Source organism: Hymenobacter ginkgonis (assembly GCF_009755225.1).
Lineage (GTDB): Bacteria > Bacteroidota > Bacteroidia > Cytophagales > Hymenobacteraceae > Hymenobacter > Hymenobacter ginkgonis.
The window spans coordinates 167608-185195 of the sequence record NZ_WQKZ01000003.1; the positions used below are offsets into that span (position 1 = coordinate 167608).

Annotated in this window: 16 protein-coding genes; 7 read left to right on the top strand and 9 right to left on the bottom strand. The window is 61.4% G+C overall.

The annotated features are described in order from the left end of the window. Nucleotides 1-99 precede the first annotated feature (99 nt). From GO988_RS12100 to GO988_RS12115, 4 genes are all read right to left on the bottom strand, one after another. Nucleotides 100-1248 (bottom strand): putative sensor domain DACNV-containing protein, encoded by a 1149-nt coding sequence (locus GO988_RS12100; protein ID WP_157565751.1) that lies wholly within the window; start codon nucleotides 1246-1248, stop codon nucleotides 100-102. A gap of 369 nt (nucleotides 1249-1617) precedes the next feature. Next, complete coding sequence (locus GO988_RS12105) at nucleotides 1618-2112, bottom strand: GNAT family N-acetyltransferase (RefSeq protein WP_157565753.1); 495 nt, start codon at nucleotides 2110-2112, stop codon at nucleotides 1618-1620. Between the two features lie 112 nt (nucleotides 2113-2224). After that, nucleotides 2225-2683 carry a DUF6428 family protein gene (locus GO988_RS12110; protein WP_157565755.1) on the bottom strand — a complete coding sequence of 153 codons (459 nt, stop codon included), beginning with the start codon at nucleotides 2681-2683 and terminating at the stop codon, nucleotides 2225-2227. A 33-nt stretch (nucleotides 2684-2716) separates the two neighbouring features. Further along, on the bottom strand, nucleotides 2717-3067 hold the full coding sequence (locus tag GO988_RS12115) for an ArsR/SmtB family transcription factor (RefSeq protein WP_157565757.1): 351 nt from the start codon (nucleotides 3065-3067) through the stop codon (nucleotides 2717-2719). A gap of 256 nt (nucleotides 3068-3323) precedes the next feature. On the opposite strand from GO988_RS12115, the gene yiaA reads away from it, so the two are divergent. Both yiaA and GO988_RS12125 read left to right on the top strand, forming a co-directional pair. Continuing rightward, complete coding sequence (yiaA, locus tag GO988_RS12120) at nucleotides 3324-3776, top strand: inner membrane protein YiaA (protein WP_157565759.1); 453 nt, start codon at nucleotides 3324-3326, stop codon at nucleotides 3774-3776. After that, nucleotides 3757-5052 (top strand): hypothetical protein, encoded by a 1296-nt coding sequence (locus tag GO988_RS12125; RefSeq protein ID WP_198172685.1) that lies wholly within the window; start codon nucleotides 3757-3759, stop codon nucleotides 5050-5052. Before yiaA ends, GO988_RS12125 begins: the two co-directional genes overlap by 20 nt. A 101-nt stretch (nucleotides 5053-5153) precedes the next feature. On the opposite strand, the gene GO988_RS12130 is transcribed toward GO988_RS12125, so the two are convergent. Further along, nucleotides 5154-6155, bottom strand: a complete 1002-nt coding sequence (locus tag GO988_RS12130) for a hypothetical protein (RefSeq protein WP_157565765.1) — start codon at nucleotides 6153-6155, stop codon at nucleotides 5154-5156. Between the two features lie 110 nt (nucleotides 6156-6265). After that, complete coding sequence (murB, locus tag GO988_RS12135; protein ID WP_157565767.1) at nucleotides 6266-7309, bottom strand: UDP-N-acetylmuramate dehydrogenase; 1044 nt, start codon at nucleotides 7307-7309, stop codon at nucleotides 6266-6268. A 102-nt stretch (nucleotides 7310-7411) separates the two neighbouring features. Between murB and GO988_RS12140 the strand changes: the two genes are divergently transcribed. Both GO988_RS12140 and treA read left to right on the top strand, forming a co-directional pair. Continuing rightward, nucleotides 7412-7960, top strand: coding sequence for an RNA 2'-phosphotransferase (locus tag GO988_RS12140; RefSeq protein WP_157565769.1), 549 nt, complete (start codon nucleotides 7412-7414; stop codon nucleotides 7958-7960). 39 nt (nucleotides 7961-7999) lie between these two features. Then, the gene (treA, locus tag GO988_RS12145) at nucleotides 8000-9667 is read left to right on the top strand and encodes an alpha,alpha-trehalase TreA (RefSeq protein ID WP_157565771.1); all 1668 of its coding nucleotides are present in this window, start codon (nucleotides 8000-8002) and stop codon (nucleotides 9665-9667) included. A gap of 86 nt (nucleotides 9668-9753) precedes the next feature. On the opposite strand, the gene GO988_RS12150 is transcribed toward treA, so the two are convergent. Next, nucleotides 9754-11151, bottom strand: a complete 1398-nt coding sequence (locus tag GO988_RS12150) for a sugar MFS transporter (protein ID WP_198172687.1) — start codon at nucleotides 11149-11151, stop codon at nucleotides 9754-9756. Nucleotides 11152-11238: 87 nt separating this feature from the next. Continuing rightward, nucleotides 11239-11898 carry a DUF1579 family protein gene (locus GO988_RS12155; RefSeq protein WP_198172689.1) on the bottom strand — a complete coding sequence of 220 codons (660 nt, stop codon included), beginning with the start codon at nucleotides 11896-11898 and terminating at the stop codon, nucleotides 11239-11241. A gap of 249 nt (nucleotides 11899-12147) precedes the next feature. Between GO988_RS12155 and GO988_RS12160 the strand changes: the two genes are divergently transcribed. Together GO988_RS12160 and GO988_RS12165 are read left to right on the top strand one after the other, a co-directional pair. Next, entirely contained in the window at nucleotides 12148-13317 is a 1170-nt protein-coding gene (locus GO988_RS12160) for a THUMP domain-containing class I SAM-dependent RNA methyltransferase (RefSeq protein WP_157565777.1), read from the top strand. 132 nt (nucleotides 13318-13449) lie between these two features. Further along, a complete protein-coding gene (locus GO988_RS12165) occupies nucleotides 13450-14613 on the top strand; it encodes an alpha/beta hydrolase (RefSeq protein ID WP_157565780.1) in 1164 nt (387 codons plus the stop codon). Nucleotides 14614-14704: 91 nt separating this feature from the next. Here GO988_RS12165 and GO988_RS12170 read toward each other — a convergent pair whose 3' ends face one another. After that, nucleotides 14705-15091 carry a hypothetical protein gene (locus tag GO988_RS12170; RefSeq protein ID WP_157565783.1) on the bottom strand — a complete coding sequence of 129 codons (387 nt, stop codon included), beginning with the start codon at nucleotides 15089-15091 and terminating at the stop codon, nucleotides 14705-14707. A gap of 262 nt (nucleotides 15092-15353) precedes the next feature. On the opposite strand from GO988_RS12170, the gene recQ reads away from it, so the two are divergent. Further along, a complete protein-coding gene (gene recQ / locus GO988_RS12175; RefSeq protein ID WP_157565785.1) occupies nucleotides 15354-17588 on the top strand; it encodes a DNA helicase RecQ in 2235 nt (744 codons plus the stop codon).

Genomic DNA, 17588 nt, shown 5'->3' on the forward strand with positions numbered 1-17588 from the left:
TTGCCTTTCTTAAATTGTTCGGAGGCCAGGTAGAGGTTGGCCACTGCATGCCTTCCTTTTTTCTTTCTCTACTTCCCATTCCCTACCCCCTCCAAAACCTCAAAGCAGCAGCACGTCGATGCGGTGGGCGTGCACCGTGTGCAACGCTTCGGACCAGGCGAAGATGGTAAAATTGCCATCTTGGGAGGCTACCAGGGCCACGGCATCGTGCTGGTCGTGCACAAACTGCGCGGCGGCGAGGTGGCGGGTGCCGCCATTTTTGGCGGGGTGAATGGTAGTGGCGCTAGTGCCGACCACGGGCTCCGTCACCACCAGTTGCTCGACGGGCGTGCCGGAGGCGCGGCGCGTAACCTTCGCCCCGAAAGCCAGCAATTCGTACTCGCGGGTGAGTACGGTAGCGCCATCCACCGCCGTGAAGCCGCCTACTACCCCAATGGTATCCAAGAGATTGTCTTGCCAGTCGCGGCGTTCGTGGTTGGGCTCGGCAAGCAGCGCCGCAATGCCTCGGTAGGGCGGCGCCACCGGGTAGCTCAGGGGCTGCACAATCGACTGGCACCATACCTCGGAGCTGGGCGGCACCAGCAGCACCAGCGCGCCGCGGCCATGCGCGCGCATGGAGCGGGCCAGCTCAAGCAGCACATCTACGCCGGCGCCCGGCGCGGGGGCGGCTGTGGAAAGCGGAATACCCGGCAACGACTCGCGCAGGGCCGGGCAGTCGGCCAAGCCCTGGTTTTCCTCATCCACCACCCTGATTTGGTCGCCGCGCAGCACGGCCACGTTCACAAATTTGCCGAAGCCATCGGCCCGGCGGTGCTTGGCCACCAGCAGGCCCGGCTCTACCACTTCCAGCACAAAGCAAACGGGCGGAATATGCGTAAATGTGCCCCACACGTAAAGCCCGCAGTCGTCGTAGCCCACCCCGAGGTGGATGCCCGGCTGCTCTACAGCCGGCGCCAGCTTGATAAGTGCCTGCGGTGTGAGGCGCAGCCGGTGGCCAAACAGCAGCGGCTGCTCGGCCGCTTCGGGTGCTAGTAGCGCCAGCGAAATGCGCGGCGGCCGGCCTTCTTCGCGCCGCAAGCTGGCCCAAAAAGCCACGTCGATAACCGCCTCGATGAGCGCCGCCGGTGGGGGTAGGGGCAAGCGCCGCTTGCCCCCCAGGCGCTCGGCGGCGGCCCAGTGCTGGGCAAAATGCGTTTCGAGGGTAGGCGCCACCATGCGGGCCGCCAGGTAGGTAGGTTCAGAAAGCATGGGGTAGGGAAGTGCAGCGGGAAGCTGGTCGACGGCGAGGAGGGTAGGCATTGGCTAAGCGAATCAACTACCGAAACCACCAAAGCCCTCGTTTTCTTTGGGCAACTGCTCCTACCTGCCCTTGGCCAGCGGCGGGTAATCACTAGTTGGAGGACCGGAGCCAGCGGCTGGTTCACGGTGCCCACGGTGAAATAATTCACCGCTTAGTGCATCCCTAGCACAGAATAACTAAGGCCTACCTCCCGTGCCAGCGCCAGGAATAGCCAGAGAGTTAGTCCATAATCCAAGCCCGATAGTTTCTGGTGAACGAGTGCGGTCGTTGGCGGCAGGGGGTAGGAATTGGGGCAGGGTGGCTATGAAAAAAGGAGACTAAGCAACGCCTACAGTTGAGCTGCGCCGTTCCATTTGCACCGTGTTGCGCCACACGCCGTGGTGCTGGCCGATGCGTTCGCGGTGCCCGACGACCCGAAACCCCGCCTGGGTGTGCAGGCCAATGCTCGCCGTATTCTCTTCAAACGTGCCCGCCTGAAGCGTCCAGATGCCCTGCGCTTCGGATGCTTGAATCAGCGCTTGCAGCAGCTGCCGGCCCACGCCTTGCCCGCGCGCCTCGGGGGCAATGTAAATACTGATTTCGGCCACGCCCCCGTACACGCAGCGGCCCGAAACGGGCGAGAGTGCCGCCCAGCCCCGCACGGTGCCGTCGGTGGCCACGGCCACCAGGCGGCTATGGGCCAAGTGGCTCTTGTCCCAAGCTTCCCACGTGGGCGCTTGCGTTTCGAAAGTGGCGTTGCCCGTTGCGATGCCCGCCTCATAAATGGCCCGCACGGCTGGCCAGTGGGCGGCCGTGAGTGGTTGGAAAGTCATGCTTAGTAGGGAGTTACGTAAACACTGGAATGTAAGGACCTTGCCTGCTAGGCTAGCGTATTCGTTTGTAAGGGCGCAGCCATAGCGGCCCCGTCGTTAGAGTAAGCCTTACTCAGCAGCACCCGCCGCCTGGTGTGCAGCAGGCCACTTGCAGCTGGGGTAGCACTAGCGCAGAGTTTGGGATACCGCAGGCATCTTGCGCCAGGCAGGCAGTTTGTTTGGGTGTCAGAATAAAATTGGTGCCGTCGAACGCAAGGCCGAACTTGCCGATGGTAGCCTGCTGGTATTCCACCTCAATGGCTAAATCTTCGCTGCCTAAAATCCGCTCCGAAAGGGTAAGGATGTGCAGAAATTTTTGCGGGGCCAGCCGGTGGTCGTAGTCGCCGGCTTCCCAGAGCTGGAAGTTGGCGACTGTTTCGCGGCGTTCGGTGCCACCGCAGTCGATGAAATGCTTGGTAACCAACCCAACTTCCGTGACGTGAAAATGGGCCGGCAGGTACGCGCCATCGGGCAAGCGAAACGCCACGGCATCTAACCCGGCTAGGGCGTGTTTCATCTCGGCAATAGTCATGGAGAAAATATTAAGGGTTGAAAATAAATTAAGCTAGCAGGCGCAGGCATCGGCCGGGCCGCAAACTGGGCCAGCGGTGGCCTCGCTGAAAAAGGCGGTGAACTGCTGGTGCACCTGGCGCAGTAATTCGGTATTGAGGCAGTAGCAGACCGTGAGCCCGTCGATTTCGCCCCGAATCAGGTCCAGGGCCTTCAGTTCCTGAAGGTGTTGGGAAACGGTTGTGCGCGCGAGCGGCAGTTCAGCGGCAATGTCCCCGGAAATACAGGTTTGCTTGCTGGCCAAAAACTGAATAATGGCTACCCGCGCCGGATGAGCCAGGGCTTTCGCCACGCGGGCAAGCTGCTGCTGGTCGGCCGTGAAAGCCACTGTCTTTGCGTACGTCATAGCGCATTAAGGAATATGTCGCAAACATACGTCATAGTTGGTGAAAGCCGAGCTATGCTCCCGTAGGCAAGGCGCGATTTGCTGGGCAGAATGGCCAGGTCATTGATACTAAAAATGACGTGTCAAAAGCCAAGCACTCTGCGGCGGCACTGAGCGCCTGCTACTGCTGAGCGTCGGTGTAGGCTGGGTGAAGCTCCGGCGCTGGTAGTTCCGAACCCAGCCGTATGTTTGCCGGGCTACCACCACTCAGCTCCCTATGTACCCCGCATCTAAGCCGACCGCGCAAGGCCCATCCCCCGCTTTTATTGGCGCCTCGTGGGTGGCGTTGCTGGCCGGCATGGTGGCCTACAACGTGGGCCTGTGGAACGCCCAAATGGCGCTCAATGAAAAAGGCTACTACTTCGTTATCCTGATGTACGGCCTGTTCTCGGCTATTTCGGTGCAAAAAAGCGTGCGCGACCGGCAAGAAGGCATTCCGGTGACCAACATTTACTACGGCCTCAGCTGGTTTTCGACCCTGCTGGCAATCGGGCTGCTGGTAGTGGGCCTCTGGAACGCGACCCTCGCTGCCAGCGAGAAAGGCTTCTATGCCATGTCCTTCTTGCTGAGCTTATTCGCCGCCATTGCGGTACAAAAAAATACCCGCGACAGCCAGCCGCCTACCCCCGGCCCGCGGCCAATGGAAGCCGATGACCAGCGCCTGGGGTAGGGCCCGGGCACTGGGGCCGCTGCTGGCCCTGCTGCTAGCCGTAAGTCTTTCGTTCTGGTTGTCGCCGGCGCCGCAGGGGCAGCCGGGCGTCGATTATTGGGGCCACTACGCGCGAGTGGGGCCGGGCCTGGGCTTTGTGGTAAACCACGACAGCTACGGCTATCTGGCCGTGGCCGAGCAGCCTGGCCAGCTGTTGCAGCCGCAAGAGGTGCGGCAGTCGCGCCCGCTCTACGCGCTGCTGGGGGCGGCCGCGGGCTACCCCCTCACGGCGGGGCTGCGGCTGGCCGGCAGGGTAGGGCTCGCCCCAAATTTTTGGCCCGAAGTAGCGCAGTTTTATGGTTTTTACAGCGGCTACGTGCTGCTTAATGCGCTCACGCTGCTGGCGAGCCTGCTCTTATTGCGCTGGTTGTGGCGGCGCATTACCGCCGGGCGGGGCGAAACCTGGCAGTTTTACTGCGTAGCCTGGGTGCTGGCCGCCAACCCCATCACCAAAACGTTTTTTTGGACGGCCCACCAGCAAATGCTGGCTTTTCTGGTGCCGTTGTTTTGCGTGGCGCTCGCGGTATGGCTGCGGCAGCGGCCGGCCCCGAATGGGAGCGCATTGAGTTGCTTGGCCCTGGTGCTTGGGCTGTTGCCGCTGGTATACGGCAGCTTCGTGCTGGTGTGGCCCGCGCTGGCTTACGGCCTGCTTAGGCCAGGTGCTGATGCTGATAAAGTCGGCCAGCTGGTGGTTGCTCCGCGCTGGCCGAGCCAACTGATGAAAATAGCCGTTAGTGCGGGGCTTTTTGCCGTGCCTACCCTGCTTTGGGTGGGCTTGCTGCGCTTGCATGGCACTACGTATTACAACCACGAAGCCGTGCGCTACCACCAACTCGTGTGGTTGTTGGAGGCCCGCCACCTGCCAGTGCTGGCGTACTTAAAGGGAGTGGCCAGCAAGGTATTGGATTACCTAAGCAGCTTCCAGGCAATGGGCGGCTGGCTGCTACTGGCGGCAGGCTTATATGCCATTACCCGGTGGCGCCAGCCGAGCACTGGGCCGCTGGTTCCCCGTTCCGTTGGCCCGGCGTTAGCCTGGGTGAGCGGCGGCTTTGGGATGTTTTTTGCGCTGCTGGGTTACTACCCTGAGCGCCTGACCTACACGCTGCTGCCGTTGGTGCTGTGCCTGCTGGCGGCGCTGCTGCCGCACTGGCCCCCGCGCTACGCCCGCCCCGCGGCCCTGGCCAGCGCCGCCGCCTGGCACCTATACGTACTGCTGAGCTACGGCCCGTTTTCCTGATGAATATACCCAAAGCCGCTCGCCCTGGCCCTACCCCCCTTGTCCAGGCAGAGGGGGGGTAGGACCAGGGCGAGCGGCTTTGGATATAACTACTTCGCTGGCTATTTCTTGCGGCCGCTTTTGTGGCCCCCCGTGATGACGGGCACCGCGGCAGAACTCGCCATGCCCGCCATATTGCGCGAGCTTACTTGCACGTAGTACGTGGTGCCCGGCTCTAGGCCATCGAGCACGATGCGGTGCTGCGTGGTAAGGGCCTCATCGATGCGGTTGGAGGTGAGCTCGGTAGAGGAGGGGCCGTAGCTGATTCGGGTATCGCCGGGGTAGGAGGTGCTGAACTCAATGGTGAACCCCTGGGCGGTAATGTTCACCGGCACTGGCTCGGCGGTGATGCGCGCCAGGCCGCCACCCCGCACTAGGTCGGTAGCCAGGCGCGGCAGCAGTTGGTAGCCACCCGTGCCGCTGGCCGAAAACTGGCTTAAAATACCGCGCACATCAAATTGCTCGCCCTTGGGCACCCCGGCATTAATAAGGCCGTTGGGCCCGGAGCTGGAATTGGTAACGCGCAGCAAAGCACCAGTTTGGCCATCAAGCAGGTAGTTAGTATTAGCCGACAGCGCATCAACTGGTGTGCCGCTCGAATTGGTGAGGCGGCTCAGCCCGGTAACTTCCAGCAAACGCCCCTCGTGGGCTTCGCTGAAAGCCGCCGTGATGCCCGAAGCTGGCACCTTGAGCGGGCGCAACGGGCGGCCGCTGCTGATTTTGCGCACCGCGCTAATGGGGTCCATTTCCAACAAGCCCTGGTAGTTTTTGAGTTGGCCAGTAACCTGCACGCTGTCGCCGGCTTGCAGCTCATCAAAACCTGGCACTCTCGTCGGGAGGGCGTACAGCGCCAGGCCACTTTCGCCGTCCTGCACAAAGCGCAGGCCGCCCAGCTCGGCCCCATTTAGCACCACTGCCCGCACCGTAACGGTAGCTCCTGCCCCCAGGGTGCGCGCCGCTTTGAGCGACTGCACCGCGCCGCTCGGCACGGGCGGGGTATCGCTCGGGCCCGTGGCCAAGCTGCCCAACAACCCGGTTAGTAGGAAGTAAGTCGTAAAAAACATAACTAAAGAAAGAGAAAACTGGCGGATAGTGGTACTTTACCGCAAAGTAAGGTCGTAAACCACCGCGCTGCTGTTCCTGCTGTGTTATGTCTGCGTGTTGCCTTAGCGAGCTACAAAATATTCACTTCTGGGTGCAATTCGATGCCAAATTGCATGCCTACGGTTCTGATTATTTCTTCGGCCAGCTCGCGAATTTCTTGGCCCGTGGCCCCACCGTGGTTCACCAACACGAGTGCCTGGCGGTCATGCACACCGTGGCTGCCGCCCGCGCCGCGCCGCATGCCTTTGAAGCCGGCCTGCTCGATTAGCCAGCCGGCGGGCACCTTCACGCCGCCCGGCACGGGGTAACCGGGCAGGGTAGGGTAGCGGGCCAGCAATTCGTCGAACTTGTGCTGGGAGATTTCGGGGTTTTTGAAGAACGAGCCCGCGTTGCCAATCTCGGCCGGGTCGGGCAGCTTAGAGCGCCGGATGTGCACCACGGCCCGGCTCACGTCGCGGGGGGTAGGCTCGGTAGCATCGATGCCCAAGTCGGCCAGCGTGTCCTGAATGGCACCGTAGCGCACGTTGGCCGGGCGCGGGGCGCTGGCGCGGTGCAGCCGCAGCACCACAGCCGTGACCACAAATTGGTTTTTGAGCGGCCCCTTAAACACGCTTTCGCGGTAGCCAAAGCCACACTCCTCCTTGCCAAACACGCGCAGCGCGCCGGTGCTGATTTCCAGCGCTTCCAGCCGCTCGAAAGTGTCTTGCAGCTCGGCCCCATATGCCCCAATATTTTGGAGCGGCGCCGCGCCTACCGTGCCCGGAATAAGCGAAAGGTTTTCGATACCGCTCAGCTCCTCATCCAAGGCGTACTCGACCAGGCCGTGCCAGCTTTCGCCGGCGCCGGCGCGCAGCAGGGCCGTGTGCGTGTCAGCTTCTTCGCTGATGATTTCGAGGCCTTTGATTTCATTTTTTAGCACTACCCCCTCAAAATTCTGGGTCAGCAGCAGGTTGGAGCCGCCGCCCAGAATGAGCTTGTTGGCAGCCTGCACCAGGGGTAGGGCCAGCAACTGGCGTAGCTCGTCGGCCGAGGCGAAGCGGGCGAAGTAGCGCGCCTGCACATCTAGGCCAAAGGTATTGTAGGGGCGGAGCGAAACGTATTCTTCGAGTAGCATAGCGCAAAGGTCGGCCCGTGGCGCGGCTTCTGCCAGCCGGCCCGCGCCGTACGCGCTACCTGGCTCACGCTTACTCGCAGTAGCCGCACTATTTTTAGGCTTATGGATACTAAAACGGCTACTCGCCTCAGCAAATTTCTCAGTAAGCACCTGCGCCACCAGCCCGAAGCCATCGGCCTGCGCCTCGAAGCCGGGGGCTGGGTGGCCGTGGCCGATTTGCTGGCCGCTTGCGCCGCCCACGGCCACCCGCTCACCCGCGACGAGCTGGAAGACTTGGTAGAAGACAATGACAAGCAGCGCTTTGCTTTCGATGAGGCGGGCCAGCGCATTCGGGCGCAGCAGGGCCACAGCGTGGCCGTTGACTTGCAGCTGGCCTCGGCCGTGCCGCCGGCGGTGCTCTACCACGGCACGGCGCCGGCCGCGCTGCCCGCCATCAGGCAAGCTGGCTTGCAAAAAATGAGCCGCCACCATGTGCACCTCACCGCCGACGAAGCCACCGCCCGGCGCGTGGGCCAACGCCGCGGCCGCCCCGTGCTGCTGGCCGTGGGGGCCGGCGCGCTGCACGCGGCAGGTGGCGTATTCTACCGCGCTGGCAACGGCGTGTGGCTCACTAACGAGGTGCCGCCGCAGTATGTGCGCGAGCTTGCGTAAACTGCGTAATATCTTCTCCTTATCCCACCCTCTTGCGCTATGAAATACCTGTTGCTCGGCGGCGCTCTGCTTTGGGCCAGCGCCACCTACGCCCAGCCCACGCCACTGCCGCCTACCCCCCGCCAACTCTACCCTGGCTTGTTTGAGGCCGTGCAAACGCAGCGCGTGTACCCCGACGGCAAGACCTTCGTGGATGCCCTGCCCACCGCTTCGCCCACCGAGATAGTAGCCGCCTACGAGCGCCTGCGCACCCAGCCGGGCTTCGACCTGAAGGCCTTTGTGGGACAATATTTTACGCCCCCAGCCGCTGCTGCGGGCAGTTACCGCAGCAATATTGTGGCTGGCATTCGGCCGCACCTCGATACGCTGTGGACGGTGCTGAGCCGGCCCGCGCAGGGGGCAGCGCAGCCTTACTCGTCGCTGCTACCGTTGCCGCGGCCCTACGTGGTGCCGGGCGGGCGCTTCCGCGAGATGTATTACTGGGATTCGTACTTCACGATGCTGGGCCTGCGCGAGGCGGGCCGCACCGCGCTGGTGCGCGACATGGTGGCCGATTTTGCGTCGCTTATCGACCGCTACGGGCACATTCCCAATGGCACGCGCACCTACTACCTCACCCGCTCGCAGCCACCGTTTTTTGCTCTGATGGTGCAGCTGCTGGCCGATAGCGAAGGCCCCGGCAGCCACGCGCTCACCCAGTTTCGGCCGCAGCTCCAGCGCGAATATGCTTACTGGACTGCCGACGGGGCCCGGCCCGCGCTCGGCACGGCTACGCGCCTCGCGGTGCGCATGCCCGGTGGCGAGTTGCTGAGCCGCTATTGGGACGACAGCGACCAACCCCGCGAGGAGTCGTACCGCGAAGATGTGGAAGCCGCCAAAACCAGCCCCCAGCCGCCCGCCGAGTTCTACCGCAACGTGCGCGCCGCCGCCGCCTCGGGCTGGGATTTTAGCTCGCGCTGGTTTGTGCCTGGCCAGGGCCTGGGTAGCATTCGCACTACCCACCTCGTGCCCGTCGACCTCAACTGCCTGCTGCTGACCCTGGAGCAGACGCTCGCCATGGCCGCCCGCCAAGCCGCCGACTCGGCCGAGGCGCCGCGCTACCGCCAGCTGGCCCAGCGGCGCGCCACCGCCATCCGGCGCTACTGCTGGGATGCCAAGGCGGGTTTTTACTCCGATTATGACCTCGATAAGCGCGAGCCTACGCCGGCCCGCTCGCTGGCGGCGGTGTTTCCGCTGGCGTTTGGGGTGGCTACCCCCGCGCAGGCCGGGCAGGTAGCGCAGCACTTGCGGCAGGAGTTTTTGCGGCCCGGCGGGCTGCTGACTACCCCCGTTCCCAGCGGCCAGCAGTGGGACGCCCCCAATGCCTGGGCCCCGCTCGAATATTTGGCCATTCTGGGTTTGAACCGCTACGGCCAGCACACCCTGGCCGACACCGTGGCCCGCCGCTGGCAGCGCCTCAACGTACGCGGCTTCACCCAAACTGGCAAGCTGCTGGAGAAATACAACGTCGAGGCCACTGGCTCGGCGGCTGGCGGGGGCGGCGAGTACCCACTGCAAGACGGTTTTGGCTGGACCAACGGCGTGCTGCTGACTTTGCTCAACGCTGCGCAGCAGGAAAAGTATAACCGCGCCAATCAGCCCGCCACGCCTGCTATCCGTGCCAAGAATAAAGCGGCCGATAAGCGCAGCCCAGTGCCGGTGCCGTAGCAATAGGGTAGGGGCGGGTAGGCGTAGCGACCAGTTTCAGCCACTTGCCAGCGGCGGCAAACTTTTCCATTCTTGCCTACCCCCCATTACCGCACCCGGTAGCCGCTCATCGCGTAGTACAGCAGATACGCGTAGCACAGCGCCGGCACCGCAAAGGCTACCCGCAGCCCGCCGCCATGCGTGGCAATGAAGCCCATGAGGGGGGGTAGGAGGGCGCCCCCCACAATGGCCATTATCAAATACGAGGAGCCTTGCTTGGTGAAATGCCCCAGCCCAGTGATGGCCAGCGGAAAAATAACCGGCCACATAATAGAGTTGCAGAGGCCGCAGAGTACGATGAGCCACAGCGCCGTTTCGCCCTGGCTGAGCACCGACGCGCCCACCAGCGCCACGCCCGCCGCGCACACCGCCACCAGCAGGGCCCGGTTGTGAAACCTGAGCAGCAGCGGAATACCAACTACCCGCCCCACCAGCGAGCCAAACCAGTACGACGACACCAGCACCGCGCCCACCGCCTTGGTGAAGCCCGCCGTAGTGTCAATAGGCGAAGGGCTTTGGCCGAATAAAACGCCCACAAAATTCGTCGCCACGTTCAACCCCCGCACCAGGCTTTGGGTAAAGCCCGAAAGGTGCTGAATACCTTGGCTTTCGCCGTAGCGAATGAGGAAGGAGCCCAGGCCGACCTCTACCCCCACGTACACAAAAATGGCCCCGATGCCTAGCACCAAATGCGGAAAGCTCAGCGCCGACTGCCGGGCCGCGGCCAGCGGCCGCGCTTCTTCGGCCTGCTCCTCCGGAATGCTATCAATATCAGGGAGTTTAAGAAAGAAAAATACCGCCGCCAGCACCACCAGAAACGCTGCCAGCCCCAGGTAAGGCCCTTTCACTAGCTGCGATTCTTGGCTCAGGCGCTCGGCGAGGGGTAGGGCCGCCAGCCGCGCCTTCAGCGCCACCGAGCCGCCAAATAGCACCAGCGCCCCCACCAGCGGCGAGAGGCTGCCGCCAAAATTATTCGCTACCCCCACTACGCTCACGCGGGCCGCCGCGCCGCGCGCCGGCCCCAGTACGCTCACGTAGGGGTTGGCCGCCACTTGCAGCACCGTAATGCCCGCGCCCAGCACCGCCAAGGCCGTGAGAAACAGCGCAAACTCCCGCGAATTAGCCGCCGGAATGAACAGCAGCGCCCCGCCCGCCATCACGAGCAGCCCTACCACGATACCACGCTGGTAGCCCAGCTTTTTGAGTACAAACCCGGCGGGCAGCGACATCAGAAAGTAGGCCCCAAAAAAAGCCGATTGCACGGCAGTAGATTGAAAGTCAGTGAGCTGGCACACGTCCTTGAGGTAGGGCATGAGCACGTCGTTGAAATTGGTGACCGCCCCAAACAGGAAAAACAAGCACGTCATCAGCACCATCGGGCCGGCGTAGGAGCGGGTAGGGGCGGCAGTAGCAGCCGCCGTAGCAGTAGTAACAGGAGTAGCCATACGGGGCGGAAGGTACAAAAAAAGCCGGCCATGAAGCCGGCTGGAAAATCGGAGCTGTGGGAGAGAATTCATTCCAGGCTCGCTGGTTTATTTAGTAGTGCGGGTATAGGTAAGCTCAGTCAGAATTATTTCTCGGCCATCCACTGTTTCGTGCCGCTCGAAAACATAGTGGTTGTTATCAATAATTCTTACGATATCATGAAGTTTAATCGTTGTGCCAACCGGCACATCGTAGTGAATGTGCGAAGTTGTGGCCCCATCGTAAGTAAAGGTTTTGGTAGCTGAATCGTAGGTGCCTTCCGTGGTTATGAATCCCGTGTCTAACTCATTATTATAGCTAGTGGTAACAAATTTCTTTTTGACGTTATCATACCCTTCGATTGTTCTATCGACGTACGTCACTGGGCCTTCCGACCAAAGCATTTTTCTGGGTATGCCAGTGGTTTCAGTTTCGAGGTAGCGGCCGCCCCACAATTCCTTCTTAACCACATTGCCGTTGAACTCGACCGTTTTCTTGGCTGGACCAGGAAACGTATGTTTCCCTACAAATGACCAGTTTCCGGCCAAGCTAGCCAGCAGCTTGTGGTTTTCATTCAGTTTGGAAAGCTCTACCAGCATAGCCTTATCCGGTGGGGTAGGGGCCCCGCTCGGGGCTGATGCTTTCTGGTTTTGAGCTACTGCCGGGAGCGTGCCAGCCAAGCACCCAAGTACTCCGAGCAGTCTGATAGTGAATGCGAGCTTTTCCATTTGACGATTTAGCGGAGGGTATTTAAAGCTGTTTCTGGCGTAAAGCTGAGGCTGTCGATGGCCGCCGCTGGGGCTAGACGGCGCGCAAAGATGAATAGCCCGCTTGCATCGCATTGCGGTATAGTTAAGGCTTATTTGCGAGCCCTTAGCCAGGCGCAATATATTAATGGATAGTGGTTTGCATTGCGCTAAGGATAGAATAGTTGCGGGTAGGCTAGCTACCCGCTCGCCAGGCCCGACCTTTGCGCCATGCACCTTACCGCCACCACCCAGTTCGGCCTCGAAGAAGTCTTGGTTGACGAACTGCGCCAACTCGGCGCCACCATTGAATACGTCGGCAGCCGCGCCGTTGAGTTTAGCGGCGACAAAAAAATGCTCTACAACACGGTGCTGTGGAGCCGCACCGCCATGCGCCTGCTGCGGCCCTTCGCCGATTTCTACGCCCGCGACGAGCGTGCGCTTTACGACGAAGTGACGCGCATCGATTGGAGTAAGTACATCCGCCCCGGCCAAACGTTTGCCATCACGGCCGTCGTCAACAAGTCGAGTTTCGAGCACTCTCTGTATGTAGCCCAGCTCACCAAAGACGCCATTGTGGACCAGTTCCGCGAGCGCACCGGCGAGCGCCCCAGCATCGACACCCGGAACCCCGACATCCGCATTCACCTGCGGATGCTCGAAAACGACGTTATCCTGAGCCTCGACGCGGCCGGCGACTCGCTGCACCGCCGCGGCTACCGCCAGGGCACCAACGAAGCCCCGCTCAACGAGGTGCTTGCCGCCGGCCTCCTCCTGCTCAGCGGCTGGGACGGCAAAAGCACGCTCATTGACCCCATGTGCGGTTCGGGCACCATCCTTACCGAGGCTGGCCTCATTGCCCAGCGCATCGCGCCGGGCCTGTTTCACCAGGGCAAGTTTGGCTTTGAGAATTGGCCCGACTTCGATGCCGACCTCTGGCAGCAAGTGCGCGAAGAGGCCAAAGCCCAGCGTCTTGAAGAGCCCCAGGCTTACCTGGCCGGCTCCGACCTCGACCCCCGCGTGATAGACCAGGCGGCCCAAAACATTGAAGCCGCTGGCCTCGACGAGTGCATCCGGCTCTCGGTGCGCGACGTGCGCGACGCCTACCCCCCCGCCGACCAGCCACCCGGTATTCTCCTCACCAACCCGCCCTATGGCGAGCGCATTGGCGAAGAAGCCCAGATGGACGCGCTCTATAAGACCATCGGCGACGCGCTGAAAACGAATTTTCATGGCTACGAAGCCTTTATTTTCACCGGAAACTTGGAGGCCGCGAAAGCCATCGGCCTGAAAGTATCGCGGCGCATACCGCTGTTCAATGGCCCCATTGATTGCCGCTTGTTGAAGTATGAGTTGTACCGAGGCTCGCGCCGGGTGCCCCCCGCCGCACCGGTTCTGTAAATTGGATTTAACTGCTAAATAATGCTCTGAAAATCAGGGTAAGAACAGATTGATAACAAGAGTTTTGCAGCGGTTTAGGCGGAAAGGCCGTATGCAACTTTCGCATTCAAATCCTCTTACCACCTGACTTCTATGTCTTACTCTTGGAAAAGCGCTTCAGCGCGCTGGGCCGCACCCGTAGCTGCTCTGGGCCTGCTCGCCGCTTGCAACACTAGCCAAACCTCCGAAACCACTAGTGCCACCGCCGCTAGCGACTCGACCGCGACTGCTAAGCCACTGGCCGACACCGCCGCCACGGCCAGCGCGCCGCTGCCCGTGAAGCCCAGCGGCCCTAAGCCAGCTTGGGGCCCTGGCATCCATCCCGAAATGCAGGCCGTTATCGAGCAACTCACGGCCATGAGCGGCCCCACGCCACTCGCCAAAATGACCCCGCAGGAGGCCCGCAAGGCTCCCAGCGCCGCCGACGCCGCCATGGCGACGATGAGTAAATTCAAGGTTCCTACTCCTCCTTCTACCGCCGACACCATGAGCCGCGCGGTGATGCCCGGCGTGAAAGTGCGCATTTACACGCCCAAGGGGGCTGCCGGTGCGCTGCCAGTCATCGTGTATTACCACGGCGGCGGCTGGGTTATTGCCAACCTCGATACGTACGACGCCTCGGTGCGCAGCCTGGTCGAGCAGACGGGTGCCATCGTGGTATCGGTGGCTTACCGCCAGGCCCCGGAAAACAAGTTTCCGACCGCTCACAACGACTCTTTTGCGGCTTACCAGTGGACGCTCAAAAACGCGGCTAGCTTCAAAGGCGACCCACAGCACGTAGCCGTGGCTGGTGAGAGCGCCGGCGGTAACCTGGCCTGCGCCGTGAGCATGATGGCCCGCGATAAAAAGGTGCAGTTGCCTAAATACCAACTGCTGGTGTATCCCATTGCTGGCTACGACCTGAACACGCCTTCGTACCTGGCGAATACGCAAACCAAGCCCCTCAACAAAGACCTGATGGCCTGGTTCTTCAAGCATTATCTGCGTACGCCCGCCGATGGCAAGAGCCCCATGATTGACTTGGTGCACGCCAACCTCAAGGGCCTACCCCCCACTACGCTCATCACCGACCAGTATGACCCCCTGATGAGTGAGGGTAAAATGCTGGCCGACAACCTGCAAAAAGCCGGCGTAGCCGTAAAATACCAGAATTATGATGGCGTAACGCACGAGTTTTTTGGCATGGCCGCCGTAGTACCCGAAGCCAAGCAAGCCCAAGCCTTTGCAGTGGAAGGCCTGAAAGGTGCGCTGAAGTAAACGGCTCGTTTTAGCCCGCATCAAAAAAAGCGACACCCGGCCGGGTGTCGCTTTTTTTGATGCGGGCTACTGAACTCGGCCTAAGTGGCGACTATTCAGCAAGGGGCGCCGGTAGTGAAGCCTCTAAGTAGCGTTGAATAGCGCTCGAATTATAGAGGGTGAGCAGCCCAGCCAGCTGAAGGCTGCCGGTGAGCACAAAGCCCAGGAGCGGGCCGCCCGCGGTGATATTATGCGGCAGGATATAACCCGCCACCAGAAGTTGTAGCAGTAGGTAGGCATAGGTGAGGGCAAGCGCTGGGCGCCAGCGTCGGTACAAGCCAAGTAGCAACAGCCACTCCCAAACTGTGCCGCCACCGTAATGGCCACTTTCGGCCACAAACCATAGCTTGTACCAAGTGGGGAGGTAAGCAGCCAGTAATAAGCAAGCTGCCACGAAGGCTAGGTGCAACGGAGCAGGGGAGCGGTGAGCAGGCTGCATAAGTCTAGGAGCAAAGGACTTACTAACTGCGAGTTGCTAAAATAGCTGCGCGTCGCGAAGGTAAGCGACGACGACAATTCTACCTTTCACAAGCAGCCATCAAAAATATTTGTTGGGAGCTTTTTCGCTGAGCAGAAGGCTACTCCTGCGAGGCTATTTACTGCTTAATGCAGTGCCAGCATCCGGCCAAGCCTACGTTGGCTAAATTCTTTGGAACTTCGTGTAGGCGATTGTTATTTTAATCTTTCGACCGAAGTGCCTTATGTCCGCCGTTACCGCTCCTGCTCCTCAACTTACTGCCGCCCGCCAGGCCCTCAAGCGGTACTATGGCTACGACAATTTTCGGCCCATGCAGGGCGATATTATTCAGAGCATTCTGGCGGGCAACGATACGGTAGTGCTCATGCCCACCGGCGGCGGCAAGTCGGTGTGTTTCCAGATTCCGGCCGTGGTGAGCGAAGGCGTGTGCGTGGTGGTATCGCCGCTCATCGCGCTCATGAAGGACCAGGTGGAGGCCCTGAAAGCCAACGGCATCGTGGCGGCTTACATTAACAGCAGCGTGGGCCAGAGCGAGGCTAGCGACATCACGCGGGCGGCGCTGAGTGGGCACCTTAAGCTATTGTACGTGAGCCCCGAAAAACTGTTGAGCGACGGCTTTTTGCAGTTTCTGACGCGGGTGAATGTCAGTATTTTTGCCATCGACGAGGCGCACTGTATTTCGAGCTGGGGCCACGATTTTCGGCCCGAGTACACGCAGCTCGGGGCGCTGCGGCAGCATTTTCCGAGCACGCCCATTATCGCCCTCACGGCCACGGCCGACCGCCTCACGCAGCGCGACATTCGCACCCAGCTCCATTTGCACGAGCCCAAGGTATTTTTGTCGAGCTTCGACCGGCCCAATATCAACCTCGTGGTGCGCCCTGGCCAAGACCGGCTAGGCCAAATACTGGACTTCATCGGCCGCCACCCTAAGGACGCGGGCATCATCTATTGCCTCTCGCGCAAGACCTGCGAAACCGTGGCCCAGAAACTCCAGCAAAAAGGCATCAAGGCGGGCCACTACCACGCCGGCATGACGCCCAACCAGCGGGGTAGCGTGCAGGAGGCCTTTTTGCAGGATGACTTGCAAGTAATTGTGGCCACCATCGCCTTTGGCATGGGCATCGACAAGAGCAACGTGCGCTGGGTGATGCACTACAACTTGCCCAAAAACATCGAGGGCTACTACCAGGAAATCGGCCGCGCCGGCCGCGACGGCAGCCCCGCCACCGCTTTGCTGTTCTACAGCTTCGCTGACGTGATGTCGATGCGCGAAATGGTGACCAAGGACGTGCCCCAGCGCCAAGCCCAGCTCAACACGGCTAAGCTCGAGCGTATGCAGCAGTTTGCCGAAGCTGCTAGCTGCCGCCGCCGCATCTTGCTGCACTATTTCAGCGAAGATTTGGGCCACGACTGCGGCAACTGCGACATTTGCCGCAACCCGCCCATTACCTTCGACGGCACGCTGCTGGCCCAGAAAGCATTGTCGGCCAGCGCCCGCACCCAGCAGCGCGTAGCCATCAATTTGTTGATTGACATCCTGCGCGGCATGCGCAACCAGGCGGTGCTGCAACACGGCTACGACCAGCTCAAAACCTACGGCGCGGGCCAAGATTTGCCCTACCTCGACTGGTACAGCTACGTGCACCAGATGCTGAACGACGGCCTCTTCTACATCGCCTACGAAGAAGGCTACGCCCTCAAAATTACCGAGCGTGGCCAGCAGGTATTGAAAGGCCAGCTGCCCGTTTCGCTCAAGAAATTTCAGGTGGCCGAGAAAGCCGAAAAGCAAACCCGGGCCTCCAAAAAAGCGGCTGCCGATGCCGCCGCGGCTGGTTCTGGCTCGCCCGAGGCCAAGCTTTTCGAGCGCTTGCGCCAGCTGCGCAAGCAAATTGCCGACGAGCAGGGCGTGCCGCCCTACGTGGTTTTCACCGACACTACCCTCCAGGAAATGGCCCGCGAGCAGCCTACCAGCCGCGTGGCCATGCTCTCGGTGTCGGGGGTAGGCATGAAGAAATTCGAGACGTACGGCGAGGCCTTCATCGAGGCCATCATCCAGCACGGCCCGCCGCGCCCCGTGCCCAACGTGGAAGACGCCGAAGAGGACTTCGCGCCCGCGCCTACCCCCCGCACCGCTGCCAAGGCTGCCGACCGCGACGTAAATAGCACCGAGGACACCACTTTTCAACTGCACCGCCAGGGCCTTACCCCCGACCAAATTGCCGAGCAGCGCGGCTTGGTGGTGGGCACCGTGCGTGCCCACCTCGAGCGGGCCTATGCCAAAGGCCTCGACCTGCGCTTGCAAGATTTTCTCTCCGACTCGCAGGTGGCCGAAATAGCGGCGGCCCGTGCGCAGCTCGGCGGTGCACCCGCCCTACGCGACCTCTTCGACCATTTGCGCGAGAAGTACGACTACTTCCAGCTGCGGCTGGCGGGTATCAAGCTGCAGCGGGGGTAG